At 68.6% G+C, this 21,282-nt stretch carries 15 protein-coding genes and 1 pseudogene; 6 read left to right on the plus strand and 10 right to left on the minus strand.

Annotated features, from left to right (window positions below):
• Nucleotides 1–488 precede the first annotated feature (488 nt).
• From OG966_RS26800 to OG966_RS26820, 5 genes and pseudogenes are all read right to left on the minus strand, one after another.
• Nucleotides 489–1,304 (minus strand): transposase, encoded by an 816-nt coding sequence (locus tag OG966_RS26800; RefSeq protein WP_326652425.1) that lies wholly within the window; start codon nt 1,302–1,304, stop codon nt 489–491.
• Between the two features lie 162 nt (nt 1,305–1,466).
• Nucleotides 1,467–3,251: a reverse transcriptase/maturase family protein gene (locus tag OG966_RS26805; protein ID WP_326652426.1), complete on the minus strand. Its 1,785-nt coding sequence runs from the start codon at nt 3,249–3,251 to the stop codon at nt 1,467–1,469.
• 490 nt (nt 3,252–3,741) lie between these two features.
• On the minus strand, nt 3,742–4,500 hold the full coding sequence (locus tag OG966_RS26810; protein WP_326652427.1) for an ISL3 family transposase: 759 nt from the start codon (nt 4,498–4,500) through the stop codon (nt 3,742–3,744).
• 361 nt (nt 4,501–4,861) lie between these two features.
• Nucleotides 4,862–5,068 (minus strand): hypothetical protein, encoded by a 207-nt coding sequence (locus OG966_RS26815; protein ID WP_326652429.1) that lies wholly within the window; start codon nt 5,066–5,068, stop codon nt 4,862–4,864.
• 318 nt (nt 5,069–5,386) lie between these two features.
• Nucleotides 5,387–5,536, minus strand: a pseudogene (locus OG966_RS26820) (helix-turn-helix domain-containing protein); the annotation flags it as partial.
• Between the two features lie 96 nt (nt 5,537–5,632).
• On the opposite strand from OG966_RS26820, the gene OG966_RS26825 reads away from it, so the two are divergent.
• From OG966_RS26825 to OG966_RS26835, 3 genes are all read left to right on the plus strand, one after another.
• Nucleotides 5,633–6,286, plus strand: a complete 654-nt coding sequence (locus tag OG966_RS26825) for an HAD family hydrolase (protein WP_406733758.1) — start codon at nt 5,633–5,635, stop codon at nt 6,284–6,286.
• Nucleotides 6,287–6,566: 280 nt separating this feature from the next.
• Nucleotides 6,567–7,440 (plus strand): IS5 family transposase gene (locus OG966_RS26830; RefSeq protein WP_326647296.1). Its coding sequence is split into 2 segments (ribosomal slippage): nt 6,567–6,958 and nt 6,957–7,440, totalling 876 coding nucleotides; the frame shifts between segments, so codons are not numbered across the junction.
• Between the two features lie 343 nt (nt 7,441–7,783).
• On the plus strand, nt 7,784–8,290 hold the full coding sequence (locus tag OG966_RS26835) for a DinB family protein (RefSeq protein ID WP_326652431.1): 507 nt from the start codon (nt 7,784–7,786) through the stop codon (nt 8,288–8,290).
• A 12-nt stretch (nt 8,291–8,302) separates the two neighbouring features.
• On the opposite strand, the gene OG966_RS26840 is transcribed toward OG966_RS26835, so the two are convergent.
• From OG966_RS26840 to OG966_RS26860, 5 genes are all read right to left on the minus strand, one after another.
• Nucleotides 8,303–9,183 (minus strand): IS5 family transposase gene (locus OG966_RS26840; RefSeq protein WP_326655389.1). Its coding sequence is split into 2 segments (ribosomal slippage): nt 8,303–8,820 and nt 8,820–9,183, totalling 882 coding nucleotides; the frame shifts between segments, so codons are not numbered across the junction.
• A 30-nt stretch (nt 9,184–9,213) separates the two neighbouring features.
• Nucleotides 9,214–9,777 (minus strand): hypothetical protein, encoded by a 564-nt coding sequence (locus OG966_RS26845; RefSeq protein ID WP_326652432.1) that lies wholly within the window; start codon nt 9,775–9,777, stop codon nt 9,214–9,216.
• Between the two features lie 268 nt (nt 9,778–10,045).
• Nucleotides 10,046–11,641, minus strand: coding sequence for an alpha/beta hydrolase (locus OG966_RS26850; protein WP_326652433.1), 1,596 nt, complete (start codon nt 11,639–11,641; stop codon nt 10,046–10,048).
• A 43-nt stretch (nt 11,642–11,684) separates the two neighbouring features.
• Entirely contained in the window at nt 11,685–13,247 is a 1,563-nt protein-coding gene (locus OG966_RS26855; RefSeq protein ID WP_326652434.1) for an alpha/beta hydrolase, read from the minus strand.
• 110 nt (nt 13,248–13,357) lie between these two features.
• The gene (locus OG966_RS26860; RefSeq protein ID WP_326652435.1) at nt 13,358–16,063 is read right to left on the minus strand and encodes a lysylphosphatidylglycerol synthase domain-containing protein; all 2,706 of its coding nucleotides are present in this window, start codon (nt 16,061–16,063) and stop codon (nt 13,358–13,360) included.
• Between the two features lie 215 nt (nt 16,064–16,278).
• Here OG966_RS26860 and OG966_RS26865 point away from each other — a divergent pair, with 215 nt between their 5' ends.
• From OG966_RS26865 to OG966_RS26875, 3 genes are all read left to right on the plus strand, one after another.
• Nucleotides 16,279–16,629 (plus strand): MGMT family protein, encoded by a 351-nt coding sequence (locus tag OG966_RS26865; RefSeq protein ID WP_326652437.1) that lies wholly within the window; start codon nt 16,279–16,281, stop codon nt 16,627–16,629.
• A 176-nt stretch (nt 16,630–16,805) separates the two neighbouring features.
• Entirely contained in the window at nt 16,806–20,315 is a 3,510-nt protein-coding gene (locus OG966_RS26870) for an ATP-dependent helicase (RefSeq protein WP_326652438.1), read from the plus strand.
• A gap of 112 nt (nt 20,316–20,427) precedes the next feature.
• A complete protein-coding gene (locus OG966_RS26875) occupies nt 20,428–21,249 on the plus strand; it encodes a hypothetical protein (protein ID WP_326652439.1) in 822 nt (273 codons plus the stop codon).
• The last annotated feature ends 33 nt before the right edge of the window (nt 21,250–21,282 follow it).

The raw sequence follows: 21,282 nt of genomic DNA on the forward strand, positions 1-21,282 counted from the left end.
GGAGTTGTCGCCTCATGGGCAAGGGACAGCGCAGCCCGGCGCGTGCTCTCGGCGGCGGCTCGGTCGCCCATGTCGTACTCGACGCAGCCGATCAGGGAAAGTCTGTCCGCGCACCACCAGGCGGGTGCTGTCCGGTTTCGATTGATGCTTGACACAGTGCTTTCACCTGATGCTTGAAACCACTTGCCTCGGTTTGGCTGGGCGCCTCGACCGGGGCAGGGTGAGCAGATCGATCCGCCGAACAGGCCTTGCTCGTGAGTCTGATGGGCAGCGGTGCTGCCGGGGCGACCCGTTCACCTTGCTGTGCTAGCAGCGACGCACGGAGTACCCGGCTGGCCGTCCTACGCCGTTCCGGTGGCCGTTGACTTGTTCCTTGTCCGGGCTGTCCGGTCACGCCGTGACGTCCTGTTCGCCGTGGCCGTCGCTGTGTCTGGCTGTGTACGCGACTCACGGCTCTGGTCCACTTCGTGTGGTCCGGTGACGCTCGGTCACGCCAATAGAACCCGTTTGCGTAGGAGTTCGAATCCTGCGCGGCCGAACATCTGGCGCTTGAGCATCTTGATCCTGTTGACATGGCCCTCCACGACGCCGGAGTTCCAGGAGAGGGTGAGGCCGGCGGTGACGGCGTCGAGGTCGCGCAGGAGGTGCTGAGCGAAGTGGGGGAGGCTGGGCAGTTCGGCGGTGGCGCTGGCTGCTTCGATCCATTCGGGGAGTCGGTCGCCTTGCAGGTGGGTGAGCATGTGGGCGAAGGAGCGCACGTGCTCGGCGAGTGCTGTCAGTTCGGGGCAGTTGAAAGCGGCTTTGAGGTGGAGCCGGTCGCCTTCGGGTAGAGCGTCTGGGTGAGTGAGGATCCAGCGCGTGACGGCGCGGGCCGATGGCGGCCGCGGGCCGACTGGCTGGGGCTTTCCGCGAAGAGTCCTGCTGACGTAGTCACGGACGCTGGCGTATCCGCGTGGGTGGCCCTTGATCTCCTCCCACAGTTTCCAGGCATTGGTGCAGCCTTCCTGCCAGCGCTGATCGAGGTAGGGCTTGTAGTCGTCGAGCCTGGTCGCACGGCTTTGCCACTGGCCGATGAACATCTCCTCCGGGGTGGTGGCGCGGGAAAAGCGCAGGATGGTGTTGAGGGTCATGCCGAGCTGCCGGGCGACGGATCGCTTGCTGTGCCCGGCGGCGAGTAGAGCGTGGATGGTGGCGTGCTTGGCGCGGGTGCGTTCGGCGAACCGGCGCCCTGTCGGCCAGGGCGACGACGCGGTCGGCTCCGCCTCCTCCTGCGCTTCCTCCGGCTGCGTCGGCGTGGGGCGCAAGCAGCCGCGGTGCCGGTAGACGCATTTCTCGGCGGCTTCGCCCAGGTTGTGCCAGAGAGTACTGGTGGGCCGTTGGCGAGGTGCCTGCTGAGCAGGTCCTTTTCCAACGGCCCCCAGCCCGAACGACGCATGCGACTTTCACCGCACATCGCTCTCCAGTGACTACTCCGTGAGTGCTGCGACGGGTCTCTTGCCGTGGATGTCCGCGTGACAAGTCCCGCAGACCACAAGGGTCTTGCGGTGTCGCGTGGTCATGAGATCTGCCCACGGCGGCCGATTGCCTGGTCGTCCGAGGTCCGCGAGCTTGGCGACGTGGTGGACTTCCACCTCGTCGATCCGTCCGCATGCCTCGCACCGTCCGGCGAGGAGCCGGGTGACCAACTCCTTGCGTTTGGTGTTGACCGGGGCCAGCCGACGGTCGTTGATGACCGTCTTCTTGTTCCGTCGTAGCGGGATCCCGCCGAATCGTCCGACCAGCGGTTTCCTGCCGATGCGTTCGACGCGGGCCTCGAAGCACTTGCGCTGCCCGTGCGCTGTCTCGATGGTGGCCGCGTGCTTGCGAGCCATCTTCGACACCGACGAGCGATGCTTGTTGGCGAGCGTCATCAGCATCGAGGTCTCCATGACCCATTGCAGCCGGGCGAGTCGGAAGACATCGCCGGCCAGCAGGTAGTACTGGACGATGCCGCGGTACTCGGACCCGCAGGTGCTGAGGATGACGTGGTCGTCCTGGTTCAGCAGTTCGGGCCGACGCGCGGGTTTGCCGCGCTTCATGTACTGGGCTTGCTTGGCAGATACCACCGAACGAGGGACGCGCAATCTGATGACCCCATTGACGGAGCGCCGTCCGCCAGAGATCTTGCGGTCGTTATGGTGCACGGTGATCTCGTAGCCGAGGAACCTCGCCGCCCGGGTGCGGGCGTGCGTGATGAGGGTCTTCTCCGGCGACAGTTCCAACCTGAGTTCCTCACGCAGGAATTGCGCCAGACGTCTCTTAATTTCCTCAGCTTCTACCTTTGGTCCGGCGAACCCGAGCAGGGTGTCATCGGCATAACGCACGTATCGCAGCCGCCGGTAGCCGGGATCATGAGTATCCATGCTGGGCATGCTGAGGAATTGCTTGCGCAGCTCCCGCACCTCGGCGCGGTCGCCGCGCTTGCGCGCGCGTTGCATAGCTGTCCACGCCCGGTGAAAGGCGCGGTTCCGCCTCCTGATCCCTCCCCGGGTGTATTCCGGGATTAGAACCTTTTCGACGTACTCATCCATCTTGTGCAGATAGATATTCGACAAGATCGGTGAAACAACTCCGCCTTGCGGACTCCCGCTGTGCGTGGCGTTCCAGACCCAGTCCTCCATGTATCCGGCTGTGAGCATGTTACGCATCAGCCGAAGGAACCTGTTGTCATGGATTTTCTCACCCAGAATCCGGAGAATGACCGAGTGGTCAAGCCGGTCAAAACACTGAGCGATATCTCCTTCAACAAACCAGGCTGTCCCCGTCCAGGTGTTGGCCACATCGCGCAGTGCGGTGTGGCAGCCCCGGTGGGGACGGAAACCGTGAGATGAGTTGGAGAACGTCGGTTCGTAATACGCCTCAAGCAGCAGGCGGATCACCTCGCCGACGAGCTTGTCACTCCACGGAGGCAGGCCGAGCGGCCGCAGCTTCGTGCTGCCCCGCCCCTTCGGGATGTAGACCCTTCGGGCCGGGCTCCATCGGTAGCGTTCGTGGCGCAGCGCGTCGATGACGTGCTCGATCTTGCCCAGCGACATGCCATCCACGGTCTCCCCATTGACTCCAGGTGTCATCGCTCCCTTGTTGGAGTACAGACGTCCGTAAGCCAGTAGATACAACTGCGGATTGAAGAGCTGTCGATACAGTTCATTGCACGGCAGGCCACGCCTGCCGCGTTCACGGAGGACACTCAACACCGTTTCGGCGCTCTGCATTTCGCATACCTCCCGAGTAGTGAGTGTCCGATCACCTGGCCCCCTTCGCCCGATGTGGACGGCTTTCCCGTCCTCCTTGGCCGGTCGTGACTCCGGCGACTACTACGGGGCCTCCGTCGCCATAGGAAGGTCTCCTCCCTTAGGTGATCCCATGTTCGTCCTTGTCGTACTTCATAGCGTGATGTAGGCGCCCAACTCATCCCCTTGAATGCCCTCGTTGGGCATCGCTCCGTGCTCCAGAGGTTGCGTTGGCCATGGCACAAAGCCATCGCAGGGCACGGCGCCGGTTTCAGATATCTTTCCGGCGGACTCGACCTTCAGTCTTCTGGGGATTTGGGTTCAGGCAATCCAGCTTTCGCCATGTCACGCGGGTCCCTCGATACCCCGTCTCTGATACCTGAGCCCGGTCATCGATTTCCTGGCATGCTGCGGTCCCCATCACCGTTTCCAGATTGGGTAAGCCATCGGACCCAAGAACCTCCCTCTGAGTTCATCCCGACTGAATCGGGGATACGACAAGGCGCCTCATGGCGCACTGCCAGCGGTCGGCGACCTGGAGGGCCTGCGGGGCACCGCGGGTGGCGCCTTCGGCGAAGAAGGGGGCCCGGTCACGGCAAATGATCTCGATGTCGGGCCGCTCGGCGAGCCAGGCCGCGAGGGTGTCTGCCTCCCGGTCGGGAAGGAGGTCGATCGGACGTCGTGTTTCGACGTCGACGAGCACAGTTCCGAAGATCCGGCCCTTGCGCTGGGCGTATTCGTCCACGCCGACCACGCGGAGTGCGGCAGTGGCGGGGTCCGGGAGCGAGGCGATCAGCCGTAACAGGGTGTTCCTGCTGACCGGGATCTTGAAAGCATCCGTCATGAGGGCGCCTGCCCGGCCTGCCAGCGCGAGACCGACCGACACCAGCGTCGATCGCAACCGCTCGGTCCGTCGTCCGAACCGGCGCGTGAGCCCAGGGACTTGCTCAGCGAAGGTCTTGCGCGCGCAGGAGTCCTCCGCGCAGACGAACCGCCGCACACGTAACGACACCACGACCAGCTTGCCCGCTGTCGGCAGATCACGAGGAAAACACAGGTAGGAGCCATGTATTCGCCCCGACCAGTATCCGCACTCCGGACAGGCCGCCCGTCCTGCGGTCGTACGAGCCTCGACCCGGACGACCGTGTCGGTCACCTTGACCGACTCCACCAACACGCCCTCGACCGAGGAGAACAGCAGCTCGTCCAGCTGCGGCAGCACTTCGTTCACGGCGAAGGACTGTCGACCACGCCACCGTCCAGTCGGGCGATTTTCGGGCGACCTCAACTGCCATCGCTCGAAGATCAACAGTCACCCTGCGTGCATGACCACACCAAGTGGACCAGAGCCCATTCCGTGTACAGAGCCACTGTGTCCGCCAACGTGGCCGGGGTCCTCACCTCTGGGTCGCTGGCCAGCGTCGATACGTGGGTGTTTGCAGGTCTGCACGCTGTGTTCCCGCTGACCCTGTACTGGATGCACAGGCCAGCGCACGCCCTGGTGACCGCTGAACGCCCGGCAGAGCATGAGGGGTGAGTCGTACCAGCGGCCACTCGCCCGGACGGCGGGCAGGTCAGCGGTTTGTTCCCGTTCAGTTGCAGTCCCAATAGCCCTTGTGCCAGTGGTGGTGACTGTCGTACCAGCCGCTGTGCCACGAGCAGCCCGTGGGAACCGAGACGGTCGTCGTGGCGGGGGCGGCTGCTGCGGCCGTGCCCGCCACTCCGATTGCGGTGCCGCCGGCCAGCAGGATGCCGGCAGCGACGCAGGCGAAGGCGCGCTTGGCGCGATGTGCTCGCATGGTTCTGCTCTTTCTTCCAACGTTCTCGCGCTGTCCCAGCACGAAAGGGATGGCCGCGGCCTCACGCCGAAGCGTGGGGTCCGCGATGGCTGGATGGTGCCGCTCGAAGACCGATGCGGCGCTGTCGTCGAGGTCGCCGCGTGAAAGCCAGGGACGCACGTCTCCCGGCTGCAGGCCCACCGTTGCGGGAGCGCGTCGCGGGACGTGTCCTGAATCGCGACCTCACCTCTTTCGACGTTAGCGGCCTATCCGCTGACAGTCACCTCGAGCCCACAGCGCGAGAGCCCCTCCGGCAGGTTCAGCTGCCGGAGGGGTCTCTAGGGGCCGCAGCCGCTGGATGACGCGGCACACGGTCGCCGGCGAGACCCCGAACAGCGGCGCGAGCTGCCGCATCGTGAGGTTCGTGCGGTAGTAGACAGCCACCAGCAGCACCCGGTCCGCCAGCGGCAGGCACCACGGCCGCCCGCCACCGGGACCGTTTCCGCCCCGCTCCCGCACCACCCGCACCAGCGCCACGCCGACGACCGGCGCCTACGCGCCGTCGTCGACAGTGCGAACAGCCAGATCGTCGAGGCTGCGCCGAACGCGACGGCTCCACCGGAGGAGCTGGTGACGTTGTGGTGGACGCTGGAGGCGCGCCACATGCGGGAATACCTGGCCGGTCAGTGTTCCTTCACTGAGCACCACCGACGCAGGCTCCGTTCCTTCCTGCCGATGCTGGGCGAGCCGGTTCCTGAACGTCCCGGCCTTCTGGACGCCTGGATCGCCGAGCGCTACCTCGCCGTGTTCGAGGAGTCCTGGCGGTGCTATCCCGATGTCCAGCCATGCCTGGAGACCCTGAAACGGCTTCCCCGAGGACCGCGTCTGGCTGTTCTCACCAACGGGGACCCCGAGCAGCAGCGCGCCAAGCTCGCCCGCTTCGGCCTCTTCGAATACTTCGAAGCCGTCCTGACCCCGACCGAGCTCGGTGCGGCCAAGCCCGGCGCCTACGCCACCGCCTGCCGGCGGATGCGGACGGACCCCGCGCAGGCGGTCAACGTGGGCGACATGCTGGAAAGCGATGCAAACGCAGCCGCCCTCGCCGGGCTCACCGGCATCTGGCTGGACCGCGGCATCGACTTCGTCACCGGTGGACCATCGCCGACGGCAGACGAGACGGTGCTCCGCATCGAACGGCTCACCGACCTCCCCGACCACCTATCACACACGAACGCCTGACCGGCTCTCATGGCCGTCGTAAGTGAGCGACCCGGGTCAACGCTTTCCCCGGGGGGCACGTATCAGCTGGTTCCAAGAATCACGGCCAGGTTCCAACTACCGCGGCTCGGCTCGGCGAACCACTCGACCCGTTGGCCCGGGGCGGTCTACGGGGGTGCTCAGCGTGGCCAACCGAAGGCCTCGGTCACAGTGACGCGGGTCGTCAACAGGGCGAACGTTGCCTGATACGGCACTAGGGTCTGTTGCGAAAGTGGATCTTGATCGGTGATGATCATGCGTTGTGGCGCGTGGAGATCTGACAGATGCACAGTGGTCGCGGCTGGAGCCGCTGCTGCCGATGGGCAAGAAGGCCGGGAGGCCGCCGGTTTGGACCAGGCGGCAGCTTATAGACGGCATACGGTGGCGGACGCGGGCGGGAACGCCGTGGCGGGATGTGCCCGAGCGGTACGGGCCGTGGGACCGGGTCTACGACCTGTTCCGCCGGTGGCAGCGTAACGGCACCTGGCACCGGATTCTGGAGCAACTGCAGGCCGATGCCGATGCGAAGGGCCTGATCACGTGGGACGTCAGCGTGGACTCCACGGTCTGCCGTGCTCATCAGCACGCCGCCGGGGCACGTAAAAGGGGACCTTCAAAAGGAACCGCCCGGCGGCTTCGTCACCGAGCCCGACGACCACGCCCTCGGACGTTCCCGCGGCGGTCTGACTACGAAAATCCACCTCGCCACCGAGCAGGGACAGAAACCACTGTCACTGCTCATCACCGCCGGCCACCGGCACGACAGTCCCTACTTCCGCCCGGTCCTGGAGAAGATCCGAGTACGCCGTCCAGGCCCCGGACGGCCGCGAACCAGACCTGACAAGGTCCGGGGCGACAAGGCCTACGGATCCCGCGCCAACCGCGCCTACCTGCACGGACGCCGGATCGCCTGCACCATCCCGGAGAAGGCGGACCAGATCCGCAACCGCAAGAACCTCGGCTCCCGCGGAGGCAGACCACCGAAGTTCGACAGGGAAGACTACAAACAACGCCACGCGGTCGAGTGCGGCATCAACCGCCTCAAGAGACATCGCGCAGTGGCAACGAGGTACGACAAACTCGCCGTCCGCTACGAAGCCACCGTGCTGGTCGCAGCCATCAACGAATGGCTTTGACCAGCACTTTCGCAACAGGCCCTAGTTAGCGCCACCTTCGAAATCAAGGTTGATCGGCTGTAGTGGCATCCGTTCCAGGTAGTGGGTTGACGGAACGTCTTCCCCAACCACCTCGAACTCCACACCATCGATCCACACTTGCCCTGGCCCATCAAGCAGGATTCCAAAGGCGATGACGGTACTCGTTTCAGGGATGGCTAGGGCCTGTCCGGCGGATCTTGCCGGGCGGCCCACCGGCGCTGACTGGCTGTGGCGACCCACCGGACAAGGAGCTGGTGGGGCAGGTTAGGCCCGCCGTTAAATGCCTCGACATCGGGCGCGGTGATCGGGGACGCTTCGCGCGATGACAAGAATCGACGACACGCCGCCCGCGTGGGACGAGCGCACCCAGCTCACCACGTTTCTCGACTACGCACGTGACACCGCCCGCGCCAAGTGCGATGGCGTCTCTGCGGAGAACGCCCACAAGGCGCTCCTGCCGGGCTCACCGCTGATGACCATGAGCGGAGTGATCAACCACCTCCGCTGGGTCGAGTACTACTGGTTCCAGGTGGTCTTCCTCGGCGAGGAAGACCAGGGCCCCTGGACCGAGGAGGACCCCGACCGCGAGATGCGTATCGCCGTCGACTTCCCGCTCACGCAGTTGCTCGACGAATACGCCGAACAGAGCGCCCACTACCGCGAACTGGTCGCCGGGAACGGCCTGGACAAGCAGGCCCAGCGAGCCATCCGCGACGGCCTCCATGTCGACCTGCGCTGGATCCTCCTCCACCTCACCGAGGAGACAGCCCGCCACAACGGCCACCTGGACATCCTGCGCGAGATGCTCGACGGCACGACCGGCGACTAGATCCGGCAGAGATCACGGGCGAAGCCAGAGTCGGATCGAGGCGACGGTGACGGTGCCGTGGAAGACGTAGCCGCGCTTGTCGAACCTCGTCGCCACGGCCCGGAAGTTCTTCAACGCGTTGATCGTCCGCTCGACTTCGTTCCTGCGCTTGTAGATCGCCTTGTCGAAGCCTGCGGGCCGGCCGCCCTTGCTGCCCCTTCGTTGGCGGTTGGCCCGCTGGTTCTTCGGTTCGGGAATGGTGTGCTTGATCTGGCGTCGTCGCAGGTAGCGGCGGTTGCGACGGGAGGAGTACGCCTTGTCGCCGCCGAGATGGTCGGGCCGCGTGCGCGGGTGCCCGCCGCCGAGGCGTGCGACACGGATGCGTTCCATGACCGGGATGAGCTGCGGAGCGTCGCCCCACTGGCCCGGAGTGATCAGCAGGGCCAGGGGGCGGCGTCCACCCTCACCGGCGAGGTGGATCTTGCAGGTCAGACCGCCCCGGGAGCGTCCGAGTCCCTCGTCGGGGCGGTGCTGCCGGGGCGTGCGTCTTTTCCCGGCACTCGTGGCGGTTTCCTACGAGCCCCGGCGGCGTGCTGATGGGCCCGGCAGGAGGTCGAATCGACGCTCACCATCGACCAGTCGATCCGGCCTTCCGCGTCGGCGTCGGCCCGGACGGCCGCGAAGATCCTGTCCCAGGTGCCGTCCGCCGACCAGTGTCTGTGCCGTTCGTACACCGTCTTCCAAGGACCGAAACGCGCAGCTAGATCCCGCCACGGCACCCCCGTGCGCAGTCGGTACAGGATCCCGTTGATGACCCTGCGGTGGCCGGCCCAGCGGCCGCCGCGCTGCCCGGACTTCGGCAGATGCGGCTTCAGCCGGGCCCACTCCGCATGCGTTAAATCTCCCCGCCCCATGCTCATGCCAACGACCCCAAGCCACGACGGTCACAAGATCCGCCGGACAAGCCCTAGGACCACGGCGTGTCTCTGCCAGCCGCAGCTTCCGGATATCCTCCGGTCCGGCTCCTGCATGTTGTCGAACGCAAGCATTTTGCCGTCCCCGTCGTCAATCCTCATCCACAGGCCGGCCCAACCAAGCACCTCGTTCGCTCTGATCAGGGCTGAGACTCGCAAACGCGTCCCGCGGTAAGAGTCGGCCTTGAACTGTTGCATCAGCGTGGCGAAACCAACGGGGTCTGGGCGCGAGCGGATGAAGCCACTGGCCCGACCAGCGTGGAAGACTTCGTGGTCGATTCCCATCTCATAGTTCGTTGGGTTGTCGCCGCTAACGATCCACCCCCTTGGCAGCGCGTCACGAAGACGAGGTTTCGCCCTGCGCAGGTCAAGGTCCGCCAAGATGATCGATGTCTCTGCCCGAGTCTTCTCAGCTTCGGCCTCGAGCTTCGTTACCTCAGCCCTCGCCCGTTGTTTCGTCGTCCAGTAGGTGGTCAGAGCGACCACGACCCCGCCAAAGACGGGTCCGAGCAGCCCAGCGAGCGAAAGCTCCATCGGATGTCCCCTCCCGGTTGCTTCCCCTCCCTACCCAGTAGGGAGGGGCTCCCCACAGGCGGGCTGACCCGCCCGCCGCTGTGACGCTGCCGTGGCGGGCGGTCGACGGCTCGCCAGTCACGGCATCCCTGCTCTTCCATAGGGATCAGGGCCGCCCGGTCAACCGCAACGACTTCAACCGCTGGGCCTGGCGCCCGGCCCTGAATGCGTCGGGCATCTCTCCCGGCGCGCGCTGCTACGACAGGCCCTTCCGTCAGGTCCTGCCGTCCTACGAGCAGGTCTTGCCGTTCGCCGGGATCCTGCCGTCCAGGAGATACGCGTCCACCGTGCCGGTCGCGCAGGCGCCGTTGCCGTACGCGCCGTGCCCCTCGCCCTTGTTGGTGAGAAGCACCCCGACGCCCGCGCCCAGCTCGTCCGCCATCCGCTTCGCGCCCTCGTACGGGGTCGCGGGGTCGCCCGTGGTGCCGACGACCAGGATCGGAGCCGCGCCCGCGGCGGCCACCTCGGGTGTGTCCGACTCGCCCGGCACCGGCCAGTCCGCGCACCAGCCCGCCAGGTCCCAGGCCAGATACGGGCCGAAGACCGGCGACACCTTGGTGAACTCGGCCAGATGACGCGACCTGACCTCGGCGGCGGTCACCCGGCCCTTGGTGTCCGCGCAGGATATGGCGCGCTGCGAGTGGTCCTGGGTGCTGTAGTGGCCTGATTCGTCGCGGCTGTTGTACGCCTCTGCCATCAGCAGAAGGCGGGTCCCGTCACCGTTCTCCGCCTCGTTCAGCCCCTTGGTGAGGTACTCCCAGCGGTCCTCGGAGTACAGCGGGAAGACGATCCCGGTGAGCGCCAGGCTCTCGGTGAGCGTGCGCCCCTCCGTGGTGGGCAGCGGTTTGCGGTCCAGCCGGCCGAGCAGCCCGACCACCCGCGCGGTGCCGTCCTTCGCGCTGATGCCCCGGCTCTTGAAGTAGTTCTCCAGGGCGCGCTGGAAGCCCAGCGCCTGGCCCCGCGAATGGGCGGCGTAGTCGGCGGCGGGATCGACCACCGCGTCCAGGACGAGGCGTCCGACGTTCTTCGGGAACAAGTGGGCGTAGGTGCCGCCCAGTTCGGTGCCGTAGGAGAAGCCGAGGTAGTTGAGCTTCTTGTCGCCGAGGACCTGGCGCATCAGGTCCATGTCGCGGGCGGCGTTGGCCGTGCCGACATGCGGCAGCACCCGCCCGGACTTCTTGGCGCAGCCGGCGCCGAAGGCCTTGGAGTCGTCGAGGTAGGCCTGCTCTTCCGCGGGTGTGTCGGGGGTGAAGTCCAGCCTGTGCCCGGCCTCTATCTCCTTGTCGCCCCGGCAGGTCACCTCGGAGCTCTCCGCCACGCCGCGCGGATCGAAGCTGACCAGGTCGTAACGGCTGTGCAGCGTCTTGAACTCGTCGGCCGAGCCCGGCAGTCCGGCGACACCCGAGCCGCCGGGGCCGCCGAAGTTGAACAGGAGTGAACCGATCCGCCTGGACCGGTCCGTGGCCTTCGAGCGGATCAGGGCGATCGCGATCGTCTCGCCCGTCGGCTTCTTGTAGTCGAGCGGCGCCTTGAGCCGGGCGCACTGCCACTGCTTGCCCGGTTTCTGCGCGGAGCTGCCCTGCGCCTTCACGGGCGCCGCGCACTGCTTCCACTCGAGCTTCTGGCCGGTGAGGGTGGCGGGCAGGACGGGCTCGCCCGGCCCACCCGGCGCGGCCCTGCCCGGGGTGGTCCGGGAGGCCGATGGCCCGGCGGCGTTCTTGCCGTCGTCCCCTGCCGTGTCCGTACTGCTGTCACAGCCGGCGATGGCGCCGGCCGCCAGCAGCGCCGCGGCGGCCAGGGCCCCCGCCCGTACCCGCGTCGTCATGGATGCCCCCGGCTTCGAAGATTTTTCGGCATCCTACGCGGACCTACTGACACACCGTTCCGGCGGCGGGAACCCTGCCGTCCAGGAGGTAGGCGTTCACGGCCTTCTGCACACACTTGCTGCCGCTGTTGTAAGCGCCGTGGCCCTCGCCCTTGTACGTGATCTCGATGCCGACGCCCTTGCCGAGCGCGTCCGCCATCGCCTTCGTACCCTCGTACGGAGTGGCCGGGTCGCCGGTGTTGCCGACGAGGAGGATGGGGGCGGAGCCCGGGGCGGAGACATTCGGCGTGCGCCAGGTGCCCGGCACCGGCCACTGGCTGCAGCCCATCAGGCCCCAGCCCATGGTATCGCCGAAGACCGGTGACACCTCGCGGAATTGAGGCAGCTTCGCCCTGGTCTGCTCCACGGTGTAGCGGTCCTTGTAGTCGACACAGTTGATGGCCGCGTTGGCCGCCTGGATATTGCTGTAGTCGCCGTTCTCACTGCGTCCGTTCAGGGCGTCGGAGAGTGCGAGCAGCAGCGCGCCGTTGCCTCCGTCGGCCTCGTCGAGACCCTGCTCCAGCAACTCCCAGTACTCCGTGGAGTAGAGAGTTTGCGCGATGCCGTTGGTGGCCTCCGTCTGGGTCAGCTTCCGGTCGCCGCTGCCGGGGATCGGATGCTGGTCGAGCCTCTTGAGGAGGGCGATGATCCAGTCCTGGATCTCCTGCGGTGTCGAGCCGGGGACGAGGCACTGATCGCCGCGGGCCACGCAGTTCTTGGCCCAGTTGGTGAGGGCCAGCTGGAAGCCCTTGGCCTGCCCCAGCGCGCTCTGCTCCGAGGTGTCGGTCGGGTCGACGACGGCGTCGAAAACGGCCCGGCCCACGTTCTTCGGATACAAGTGCGCGTAGACGCCGCCGAGTTCGGTGCCGTACGAGATCCCGAAGTAGTAGAGCTTCTTGTCGCCGAGGACCTGGTGCATCAGGTCCATGTCGCGGGCGGCGTTCGTGGTGCCCACGTACGGGAGCTCCGGGCCGGAGTTCTTCTCGCAGGCGTCCGCAAAGGACTTCAGATTTTCGACGAGGGTCTTCTCCTCGGCGGTGTCGTCGGGGGTCCAGTCCTGCGAGAAGAACGCGTCGAGCTGCCGGTCGTCCTCGCACTCCACGCCGATGCTGCGACCGACCCCGCGCGGGTCGAAGCTCACCAGGTCGTATCGGGCGCGCAGGGGCTCGAAGTCCTCGGCGACGGCCGGCAGCGTGCTGACACCGGAGCCGCCGGGGCCACCGAAGTTGAATATGAGGGAGCCGATCCGCTTGTTCTTGTCGAGCGCCTTGGCGCGGATCAGGGCAAGCTCGATGGTCTTGCCGCCCGGCTCAGCGTAGTCGAGCGGGACTTCCATGAAGGAGCACTCCCAGGTGGTGCCGCCGGGCAGCGGCGACGGCTCGGTGCCGCCGCCCTCGGCCTCGGACGGGGCCGGGCACTTCTGCCAGTCCAGCTCCTGGGAGGCGAGATCCCTCTTCCGGTCCTGATCCGTCTTCTTGCCGCTGCTGTCGGAACAGCCGGCGGCCAGCAGTACGGCGGCGGAGGCGGAGAGTGCGACAGCGCGCAGGGCGACGGAAGTGGTCGGCATGCCGCCATCGTCCGCCGCGAGAGCGCGCGCCGCGCGGGACGGCGGTCCATGCGGGTGGCTACGGAGCGTATGCGCGGCGGGGCGGCCGTGCGGGGACCGTCCGGACCCGGCTAGAGCGCGCCCTTGCGGGTGAGGTGGTTGAAGGCGAACCACCCCGGCAGCACGGGCAGCCAGAGCGTCATCATCCGGTACAGCAGGACCGCCGGCGCCGCGACCTCCTTCGGCACTCCGGCCAGGACCAGACCGAAGGTCAGCGCGCCCTCGACCGCGCCCACACCGCCCGGTGTCGGCGCCGCCGAGCCCAGCGCGTTGCCCGCCAGGAACACCACGGCGATGCTGGCGTAGCTCAGCGGCTGGTGGCCGTGGTCGAAGGCCCGGATCGACGCGTCCAGACACATCACGAACACACCGGTCAGCAGCAGCATCCCGCCGATGCCGGTGAGCAGCTTCATCGGCCGCTGCAGTACGTCGAGCATGCGCGGCACCACACCGGCGAACAGCGAGCGCAGCCGCGTGGAGACGAACTTCCTCAGGAACGGGATCGCGGTCACCACAAGCACCAGCACGGCGACCGTCAGCAGACCCGCGATCACCGTCCTCGACGGCGTGAACGACGCCGTTCGCTCCGTACCGGTCAGATAGCCGAAGGAGAGCAGCAGCAGGACGTGCGCGCCGAGCCCGAAGAGCTGGGAGGCGCCGACACTGGCCACGGCGAGACCGGGCCGTACGCCCGAGCGCTGGAGGAAGCGGGTGTTCAGCGCGACGCCGCCGACCGCAGCCGGGGCGACGATCTTGACGAAGGAACCGGCGACCTGCGCGACCACGGTCCGCAGAAAGCCGACCCGCTCCGGCACGAAGCCCAGCAGGCTCATCGCCGCGGCGAAGTAGCTGATCGCGGAGAAGGCGACGGCCACCGCCACCCAGCGCCAGTCGGCCTGCCGGAAGACCGTGCCGAAGTCGATGCCGGCGAGCTGCGAGAGCAGGAAGTAGGCGGCGACCGCACCGGCGATGAAGCTGATGAGCGTACGTGGCCTGATCCGCTCGAGACGGACCGGCTCGACCGGTGCCTGCGGTCTGATCAGCAGCACCTGGCGACGGATCTGGGAGAGCAGATCCTCCTCGCGCGCCTCGTCCATGGCCTCGTCCATGGCCTTCTTGTCGGCCTGCTTCTCCGCCCGTTCCGACTTGCGGACGGCCTTGCGGTCGTCGGCCGGCGTTTCCTCCGCCGCCTCTTCCGTACGGGCCCGCTTGGCGGCCGCGGACGCCTCGAGCACCGCCTCCCGCTCACGATGCGACCGCTCGCGGGCCAGCCTGCGCAGTGTCGCCCGGGTGGAGCGGCTCAGCGCGATCGGCTGGAGCAGCGGCAGACAGTCGGCGATCGCCTCCGGGCCGAGCACCTGGACCGCTGTGGCCACCGCGCGCGCTGCACCCACCCGCAGCCCGATCGTGGTGAGCAGCTGTGCGATGTCCATGCGCAGGACCACATCGCCCGCCGCGATCTCGCCGCCGCGCAGATCCGTCAGGATCACCTTGCCGAGGCGATCCACCAGAATCGCGTCTCCGGTCAGCCTGCGGTGCGCGATACGCCGCGACTGGAGCGCCTTCACCTGCTGCCAGGCCCCGCGCACCACGTCGTCGGTGATCTCGTCGTCCGTCAGGGAGTCCAGGGAGCGGCCGCCCAGGTGCTCGTACACCAGCATCACGGCGTCCGGACCGAGCTCCGAGGTGGCGATCAGTTTGGGGGCGTTGGCTCCGGCGGCGATCGCCGCGTACGCCAGCAGCGCCTCCTGCTCCAGTGCCTGTCGCAGCGACTGGATGGAGCGGCGGGTGGTGATGGAGCGCAGCGTCAGCCGGCGCCACACCCGGTAGAAGAAGCCCTGCGCCTGCTGCTCGCGGTCGACGACGGTGACATCGAGCGGCGCGCCCTCCTCCAGTGAGACCAGATAGCGGCGGCCGCGGTCGCCGTTGTCGGCGGAGTCGGAAACGTCCTCGGAGCGCATCGCGGTGACCGGGCGGAAACCGACATGGCGCAGACCGGCCAGCAGGGTCTGGCCGGTGGGCCGTACGTTCGGCGAGCCGACGGCGTACAGCGTGCCGTACGCGACGGTCCAGCCGAGCAGCACAGTGAGGATGATCGAGAACGGGGTGGTGTAGCCGGCGACCAGCATCGCGAAGGCGTCGAGCAGCAGCACCACCCACAGCACCACACGCCAGCGCGGCCGCCGTGCCATCCCCACGGCCGTCATATAGGCGATGACGGGCGCGAGATAGCCGTGCACCGGATCGGTCAGCCCACCGCCGGTCTGCGCCTGGGTCAGCGCGTCCTGGAGTGTGCCGGGCGCGGCCTCGGCGACCCAGAGATCGGTGGCGAGGGTGACGCCGTGCGCGAGGACGGCGGCGAGGACGCCGTCCGCGATCCGCAGGCCGTCCCGCTTGACCAGCCGCTCGATCGCGAAGGCGACCGGGACGAGCAGTACGGCGATGCTGGACGCCAGCCCGGCGATCTTGACCAGCAGGTCGGGGGCCTGTCCGGTGCCCTTGTTGATGTCCTGCTCGAGACCGGATGTGGTGCCGTGGGCGAAGGCGGCGACGGCGAGCACCACGGCGATCGCCAGGATGCCGATGAGCAGCCGCAGCAGGTCGGAGGGGCGGTGGACACGGGCGGCGAGCAGCGGCTCGTCCCCGGAAACCCGGTCGACGCCGGTCGCGTCCGCGACGTCGGACGCCCCCGTCGCGTCGCTCGCGTCGGCCTGCGGAGCGGGCGTTTTTGGGGACGTCTCGGACTCAGGGGTGCTTGCCGCCTTCGGAGGCTGCACGCCCTGCTCCTTCGCCGTCTCTGTCTCTTCTTGATCTCGTATCACCAGTCACCGCCCGCATGATGGTGGCACGACCGGACGACACAGGGGGGCATCAGGGTGCATCGCGGGGACTTCAGGCACGTGAGATACGCCCCTCTCCTTCTCCGGTCCCACACCCTCCACTGTGCCTGCTGTCGGAGGCGTTGTCGGTGGCGTGCGGCAGGATGGGCGGGATGGATGAGCTGCCGGAGTACGCGGAGCGGGTGCTCGAGGTCGCCGAGCTGATTCCGCCGGGCCGGGTGATGACGTACGGGGATGTCGCGGAGTGGCTCGGGGAGGGCGGGCCGCGCCAGGTCGGCCGCGTGATGGCGCTGTACGGCGGTGGAGTGCCCTGGTGGCGTGTGGTGCGCTCGGACGGCACGCTGCTGCCCGGGCACGAGCTGCGGGCCCTGGCGCGGTACCGCACGGAGGGCACGCCGCTGCGCGAGGCTTCGCGCAGCGCCGAAGGCCATGTGCCACGGCTCGACATGAAGCGCGCGCGATGGGAGGGCGAAGGTGGTGCGGGCGACAGCGGTCACGTATGACAGCTTCGGCCAAGAGGCGGCGCCAAGCGAGGGCCTGTACGGCGTACGAAGACCGTAGGAGGCCTTGCTGCGCGGCCGACTCGCTGCGTCCCCGCCCCGCGTCGGCGTAGCGTCTCCAGCGCGCGGCACGAACCGCTCCATCACCACCAGCACACCCACCAGGACCGGCGATCCACGTGAGCTCCTCCTCCACCACCGGGCGTACGGCGTACCGGCAACAGGTACGGCAGGGGGTCCCCCCACGCCCGCAGGGGCGCAAGGCGAGGACCCCGGGCGCGTACCGACTGGTGCGTACCCCGCCGGGCCCGGTGGATCCCCCTCTCCTGGACGCAACTCAGCGTGCGGTGGTTGACCACGGTCACGGTCCATTGCTCGTTCTGGCAGGTCCGGGCACCGGCAAGACGACGACGCTGGTGGAGGCGGTGGCCGCGCGCGTCGCGAAGGGGGTGGATCCGGAGCGGATCCTGGTCCTCACGTTCAGCCGCAAGGCGGCGGTGGAGCTGCGGGACCGGATGGCGCTGCGGCTGGGTGGTGCGCGCGGGCCGCAGGCGACGACGTTTCACTCCTTCTGTTACGCGCTGGTCCGCGCGCACCAGGACGCGGACCTGTTCTCCGAGCCGCTGCGGCTGCTGTCGGGTCCCGAGCAGGACGTCGCCGTACGCGACATGCTGGCGGGCCAGCTCGACCTGGAGGCCGAAGGGCTGGCGCGCAATCACTGGCCGGACGAGCTGCGGGCGTGCCTCACCACGCGCGGTTTCGCGGACGAGGTACGGGCGGTGCTGGCCCGGAGCCGGGAACTGGGCCTCGGCCCCGACTCGCTGGCGCGCTTCGCGGCCCGCACCGGCCGTCCCGACTGGGGGGCGGCCGCGTCCTTCCTCGCCGAGTATCTGGACGTCCTGGACATGCAGGGGGTCCTCGACTACGCGGAACTGGTGCACCGCGCGGTGCTGCTGGCCGAACGGACCGGATCGCCGTACGACGCGGCGTACCCCTTCCCGTACGACGCGGTGTTCGTGGACGAGTACCAGGACACGGACCCGGCCCAGGTACGGCTGCTCCAGGCGCTGGCCGGACATGGCCGGACACTGGTCGCCTTCGGCGACCCGGACCAGTCGATCTACGCCTTCCGCGGCGCGGACGTGAACGGCATCCTCGACTTCCCCGACGCCTTCCGGCACGCCGACGGCAGACCCTCGCAGGTGTCGGTACTCACCACGTCGCGTCGCAGCGGGGCGGACCTGCTGGCGGCGACCCGGCTGCTGACCCGCCGGATGCCGCTGCCCCGCCTCCCGTCGGAGCAGGCCCGCGCCCACCGGGAGCCGGCGCCGGTCCGCGAGGGCGGGCGGGTGGAGACGTACACCTTCCCGACGGCGTCGACGGAACTCGACAACATCGCCGACATCCTGCGCCGCGCCCACCTGGAGGAGGGCGTCCCGTGGCACGACATGGCGGTCCTGGTCCGCGCGGGCGGCCGCACCATCCCTTCGGTCCGCCGTGCGCTGACGTCGGCAGGCGTCCCGCTGGAGATCGACGGCGACGACGTTCCGCTGCGCCACGAACCGGCGGTATCGCCCCTGCTGACGGCCCTGCGGACGGCGGCAACGGCCGCACTGCGCGGTCCGGCGGAACCGGGTGAGGGGGCTGCGGAGGCATCCGGACCCGCCGGGGCACCGTCGGTGGACGCGGACGCGGACGCGGATGCGGATGCGGATGCGGATGTGGACGCGGATGGGGACGCCGCTGCGGATGCGGCCGCGGATCCGACGCCGGGTGCCGAGGCGGCCGAAACCGGCACCCCCACCTCCTGGCTCTCCACCGAGACCGCACTCACCCTGCTCACCTCCCCTCTCGGCGGGATGGACGCCGCCGATCTCCGGCGGCTCGGCCGCGCCCTCCGGGACGAGGAGCGGGCCGGTGGCAACCGCGTACCACCGCCCTCCGACCAGCTCCTCGCCCGCGCACTCGCCGAGCCCGAGCGCCTCGTCGCGCATGACCCGGCATACGCCCGCGGCGCCCAGCGCCTCGGCGCGCTGCTGCGCAAGGCGCGCGAGCTCCTCGAAGGTGGCGGCACCGCCGAAGAGGCCCTCTGGGAGCTCTGGGACGGCACTCCCTGGCCACAGCGACTCGAGCGCGCGGCTCTCCGCGGCGGCGCGGCCGGCCGCAACGCCGACCGCGACCTCGACGCCGTCTGCGCCCTCTTCGACACGGCGGCCCGCGCCGAGGAACGCACCGGCGGACGCGGGGCCCTCAACTTCCTCGAAGAGGTCGAGGCCCAGGACATCGCCGCCGACACCCTCGCCGGGAGAAGCGTCCGCCCCGACGCCGTCCGTCTGATGACCGCCCACCGTTCCAAGGGACTCGAGTGGAGCCTGGTCGTCGTCGCCGGTGTGCAGGAGGGCCTGTGGCCGGACCTCCGCCGCCGCGGCTCGCTCCTCGAGGCCGACCGCATCGGCCACGACGGCCTCGCCGAGCCGCTCACCCCCGGCGCCCTCCTCGCCGAGGAGCGGCGGCTCTTCTACGTCGCCGCCACCCGCGCCCGCGACCGCCTCGTCGTCACCGCCGTCAAGGCCCCCGCCGACGACGGCGACCAGCCCTCCCGCTTCCTCACCGAGCTCGGTGTGGAGCCCAAGGACATCACCGGCCGCCCGCGCCGCCCCCTCGCCGTCGCCGCGCTCGTCGCCGAGCTGCGCGCCACCACCGTCGACCCGCAGGCGACGGACGCGCTGCGGGACGCCGCCGCCCGCCGCCTCGCCCGCCTCGCCGCGCTCACCGACGACGAGGGCCAGCCGCTCGTACCGGCCGCGCACCCCTACCGCTGGTGGGGCCTGTACGAGCCGACGCAGAGCGAGATCCCGCTCCGGGACCGGAACCAGCCCGTCACGCTCTCCGGCAGCGCACTGGACCAGCTCGCCAACACCTGTGCGCTCCAGTGGTTCCTCGGGCGCGAGGTGAAGGCGGACGCACCCGCCACCGCCGCCCAGGGCTTCGGCAACGTCGTCCATGTGCTCGCGGACGAGGTCGCCTCCGGACAGACCCCCGCCGACCTCGCCGTTCTCATGGAGCGCCTCGACTCCGTCTGGAACGCGCTCGTCTTCGACGCGCCCTGGAAGTCGCAGCAGGAGAAGGAGCACGCGCGCGTGGCGCTCGAACGCTTCCTGCGCTGGCACGTCATGGACCGCGGCGGCCGCGGCGGCCGTGCCCCCGCCGCCACCGAGCACGACTTCGACGTGACGCTCGAGGCGGGGGAGTACGAGGTACGGATCCGGGGCTCCATGGACCGCGTCGAGCAGGACGCCGAAGGACGCGCGTACGTCGTCGACTTCAAGACCGGCAAGCAGACACCCACCAGGGACGAGGTCGCCGCCCACCCTCAACTCGCCGTCTACCAGCTCGCGGTACGCGAAGGCGCGCTCGACGAGGCCTTCGACGGCCGGCGCCCGGAACCCGGCGGCGCCGAACTCGTACAGCTGCGCCAGCCCGCAGCCAAGAAGGACGGCGGCGACGAGCTCCCCAGGATCCAGGCCCAGGAGCCCCTGAGCGGCGCCTGGGTCGGCGATCTGCTCGCCACCGCCGCCGGACGTGTACTCGACGAGCGCTTCACCCCGTCCACCGGCCAGCACTGCACCCACTGCAGCTTCCGCGCCTCGTGCAGCGCCCAGCCCGAGGGCCGCCAGATCGTCGAGTGACAGCCGCCTGCGTTCGGCGATGTGGTCCAACTCACGTTGACTCCGTGCATCCAAATGAGGTCCGCGACAGTCGCATAAAGGTGCGATAAGCAGGATCTACAGGGAGAGACACATGGCAGCCAATAGGAAGTTCCTGGTTTCGGCGACGGTCTGTGTGGCCGCGATCGCCGGACTGGCGGGCTGCTCCAAGGACGGCACCAAGGACAACGGCACTTCTGAGGGGAAGACGAAGGAGCCGGCGGCCGCTACGTCCTCGAAGGCTCCGGTGGACCCGTTCGCCGGCCTCACGGCCGACCAGATCGGCGACAAGGCCATGACGGCCACGAAGGCGGCCCAGTCCATCCGGATGGTGGGCCAGATCAAGAGCGACGGCGAGCAGCTGACCGTCGACTTCGCGGTCGACACCAAGAGCGCCTGCGCGGGCAAGATGAGCATGGAGGGCGGGAACGCCGAGCTCCTCCAGGTCAACAAGGTCATGTACATGAAGGGCGACGAGAAGTTCTGGCGCGCCTCGATGAGCGGGGACGGCGCGTCCGGCAAGGAGACCGACAGCGTCGTCGAGCTGATGAAGGGCCGCTGGATGAAGATGCCGGCGGGCAGCTCCGGCGACATGGGCGAAGTCTGCGACCTCAAGGCCATGATCGCCGACATGGACAAGAACAAGTCGGAGCGCAAGGGCATGACCAAGGGCCCAGACGCCGAGGTCGACGGCCAGGCCACAGCGACCGTGGTGAAGAAGGCGGCCAACGGCGAGACGACGACCATGTACGTGGCCAAGGAGGGGGAGCCCTACCTGCTCAAGGTCGTCAAGGTCGGCGGCGACGAGCCCGGCACGATGGTCTTCTCCGACTACAACAAGCCGGTGAAGGCCGCGGCTCCGCCGGCCGACCAGGTCGTCGACCTGGAGAAGCTGGGCGCGGGCTCCGGCGCCTGACGCGGTTGAGGCCGAGGGGGACCACCGCTGTCA

This window comes from Streptomyces sp. NBC_01750 (assembly GCF_035918095.1).
GTDB lineage: Bacteria > Actinomycetota > Actinomycetes > Streptomycetales > Streptomycetaceae > Streptomyces.

Bases quoted from the DNA above. Each gene is read 5' to 3' on its own strand.
- OG966_RS26835 (WP_326652431.1), top strand. From the start codon at position 7,784: ATGACAAGAATCGACGACACGCCGCCCGCGTGGGACGAGCGCACCCAG.
- OG966_RS26850 (WP_326652433.1), bottom strand. From the start codon at position 11,641: ATGACGACGCGGGTACGGGCGGGGGCCCTGGCCGCCGCGGCGCTGCTG.
- OG966_RS26875 (WP_326652439.1), top strand. From the start codon at position 20,428: ATGGCAGCCAATAGGAAGTTCCTGGTTTCGGCGACGGTCTGTGTGGCC.
- OG966_RS26805 (WP_326652426.1), bottom strand. From the start codon at position 3,251: ATGCAGAGCGCCGAAACGGTGTTGAGTGTCCTCCGTGAACGCGGCAGG.
- OG966_RS26815 (WP_326652429.1), bottom strand. From the start codon at position 5,068: ATGCGAGCACATCGCGCCAAGCGCGCCTTCGCCTGCGTCGCTGCCGGC.
- OG966_RS26865 (WP_326652437.1), top strand. From the start codon at position 16,279: ATGGATGAGCTGCCGGAGTACGCGGAGCGGGTGCTCGAGGTCGCCGAG.
- OG966_RS26855 (WP_326652434.1), bottom strand. From the start codon at position 13,247: ATGCCGACCACTTCCGTCGCCCTGCGCGCTGTCGCACTCTCCGCCTCC.
- OG966_RS26845 (WP_326652432.1), bottom strand. From the start codon at position 9,777: ATGGAGCTTTCGCTCGCTGGGCTGCTCGGACCCGTCTTTGGCGGGGTC.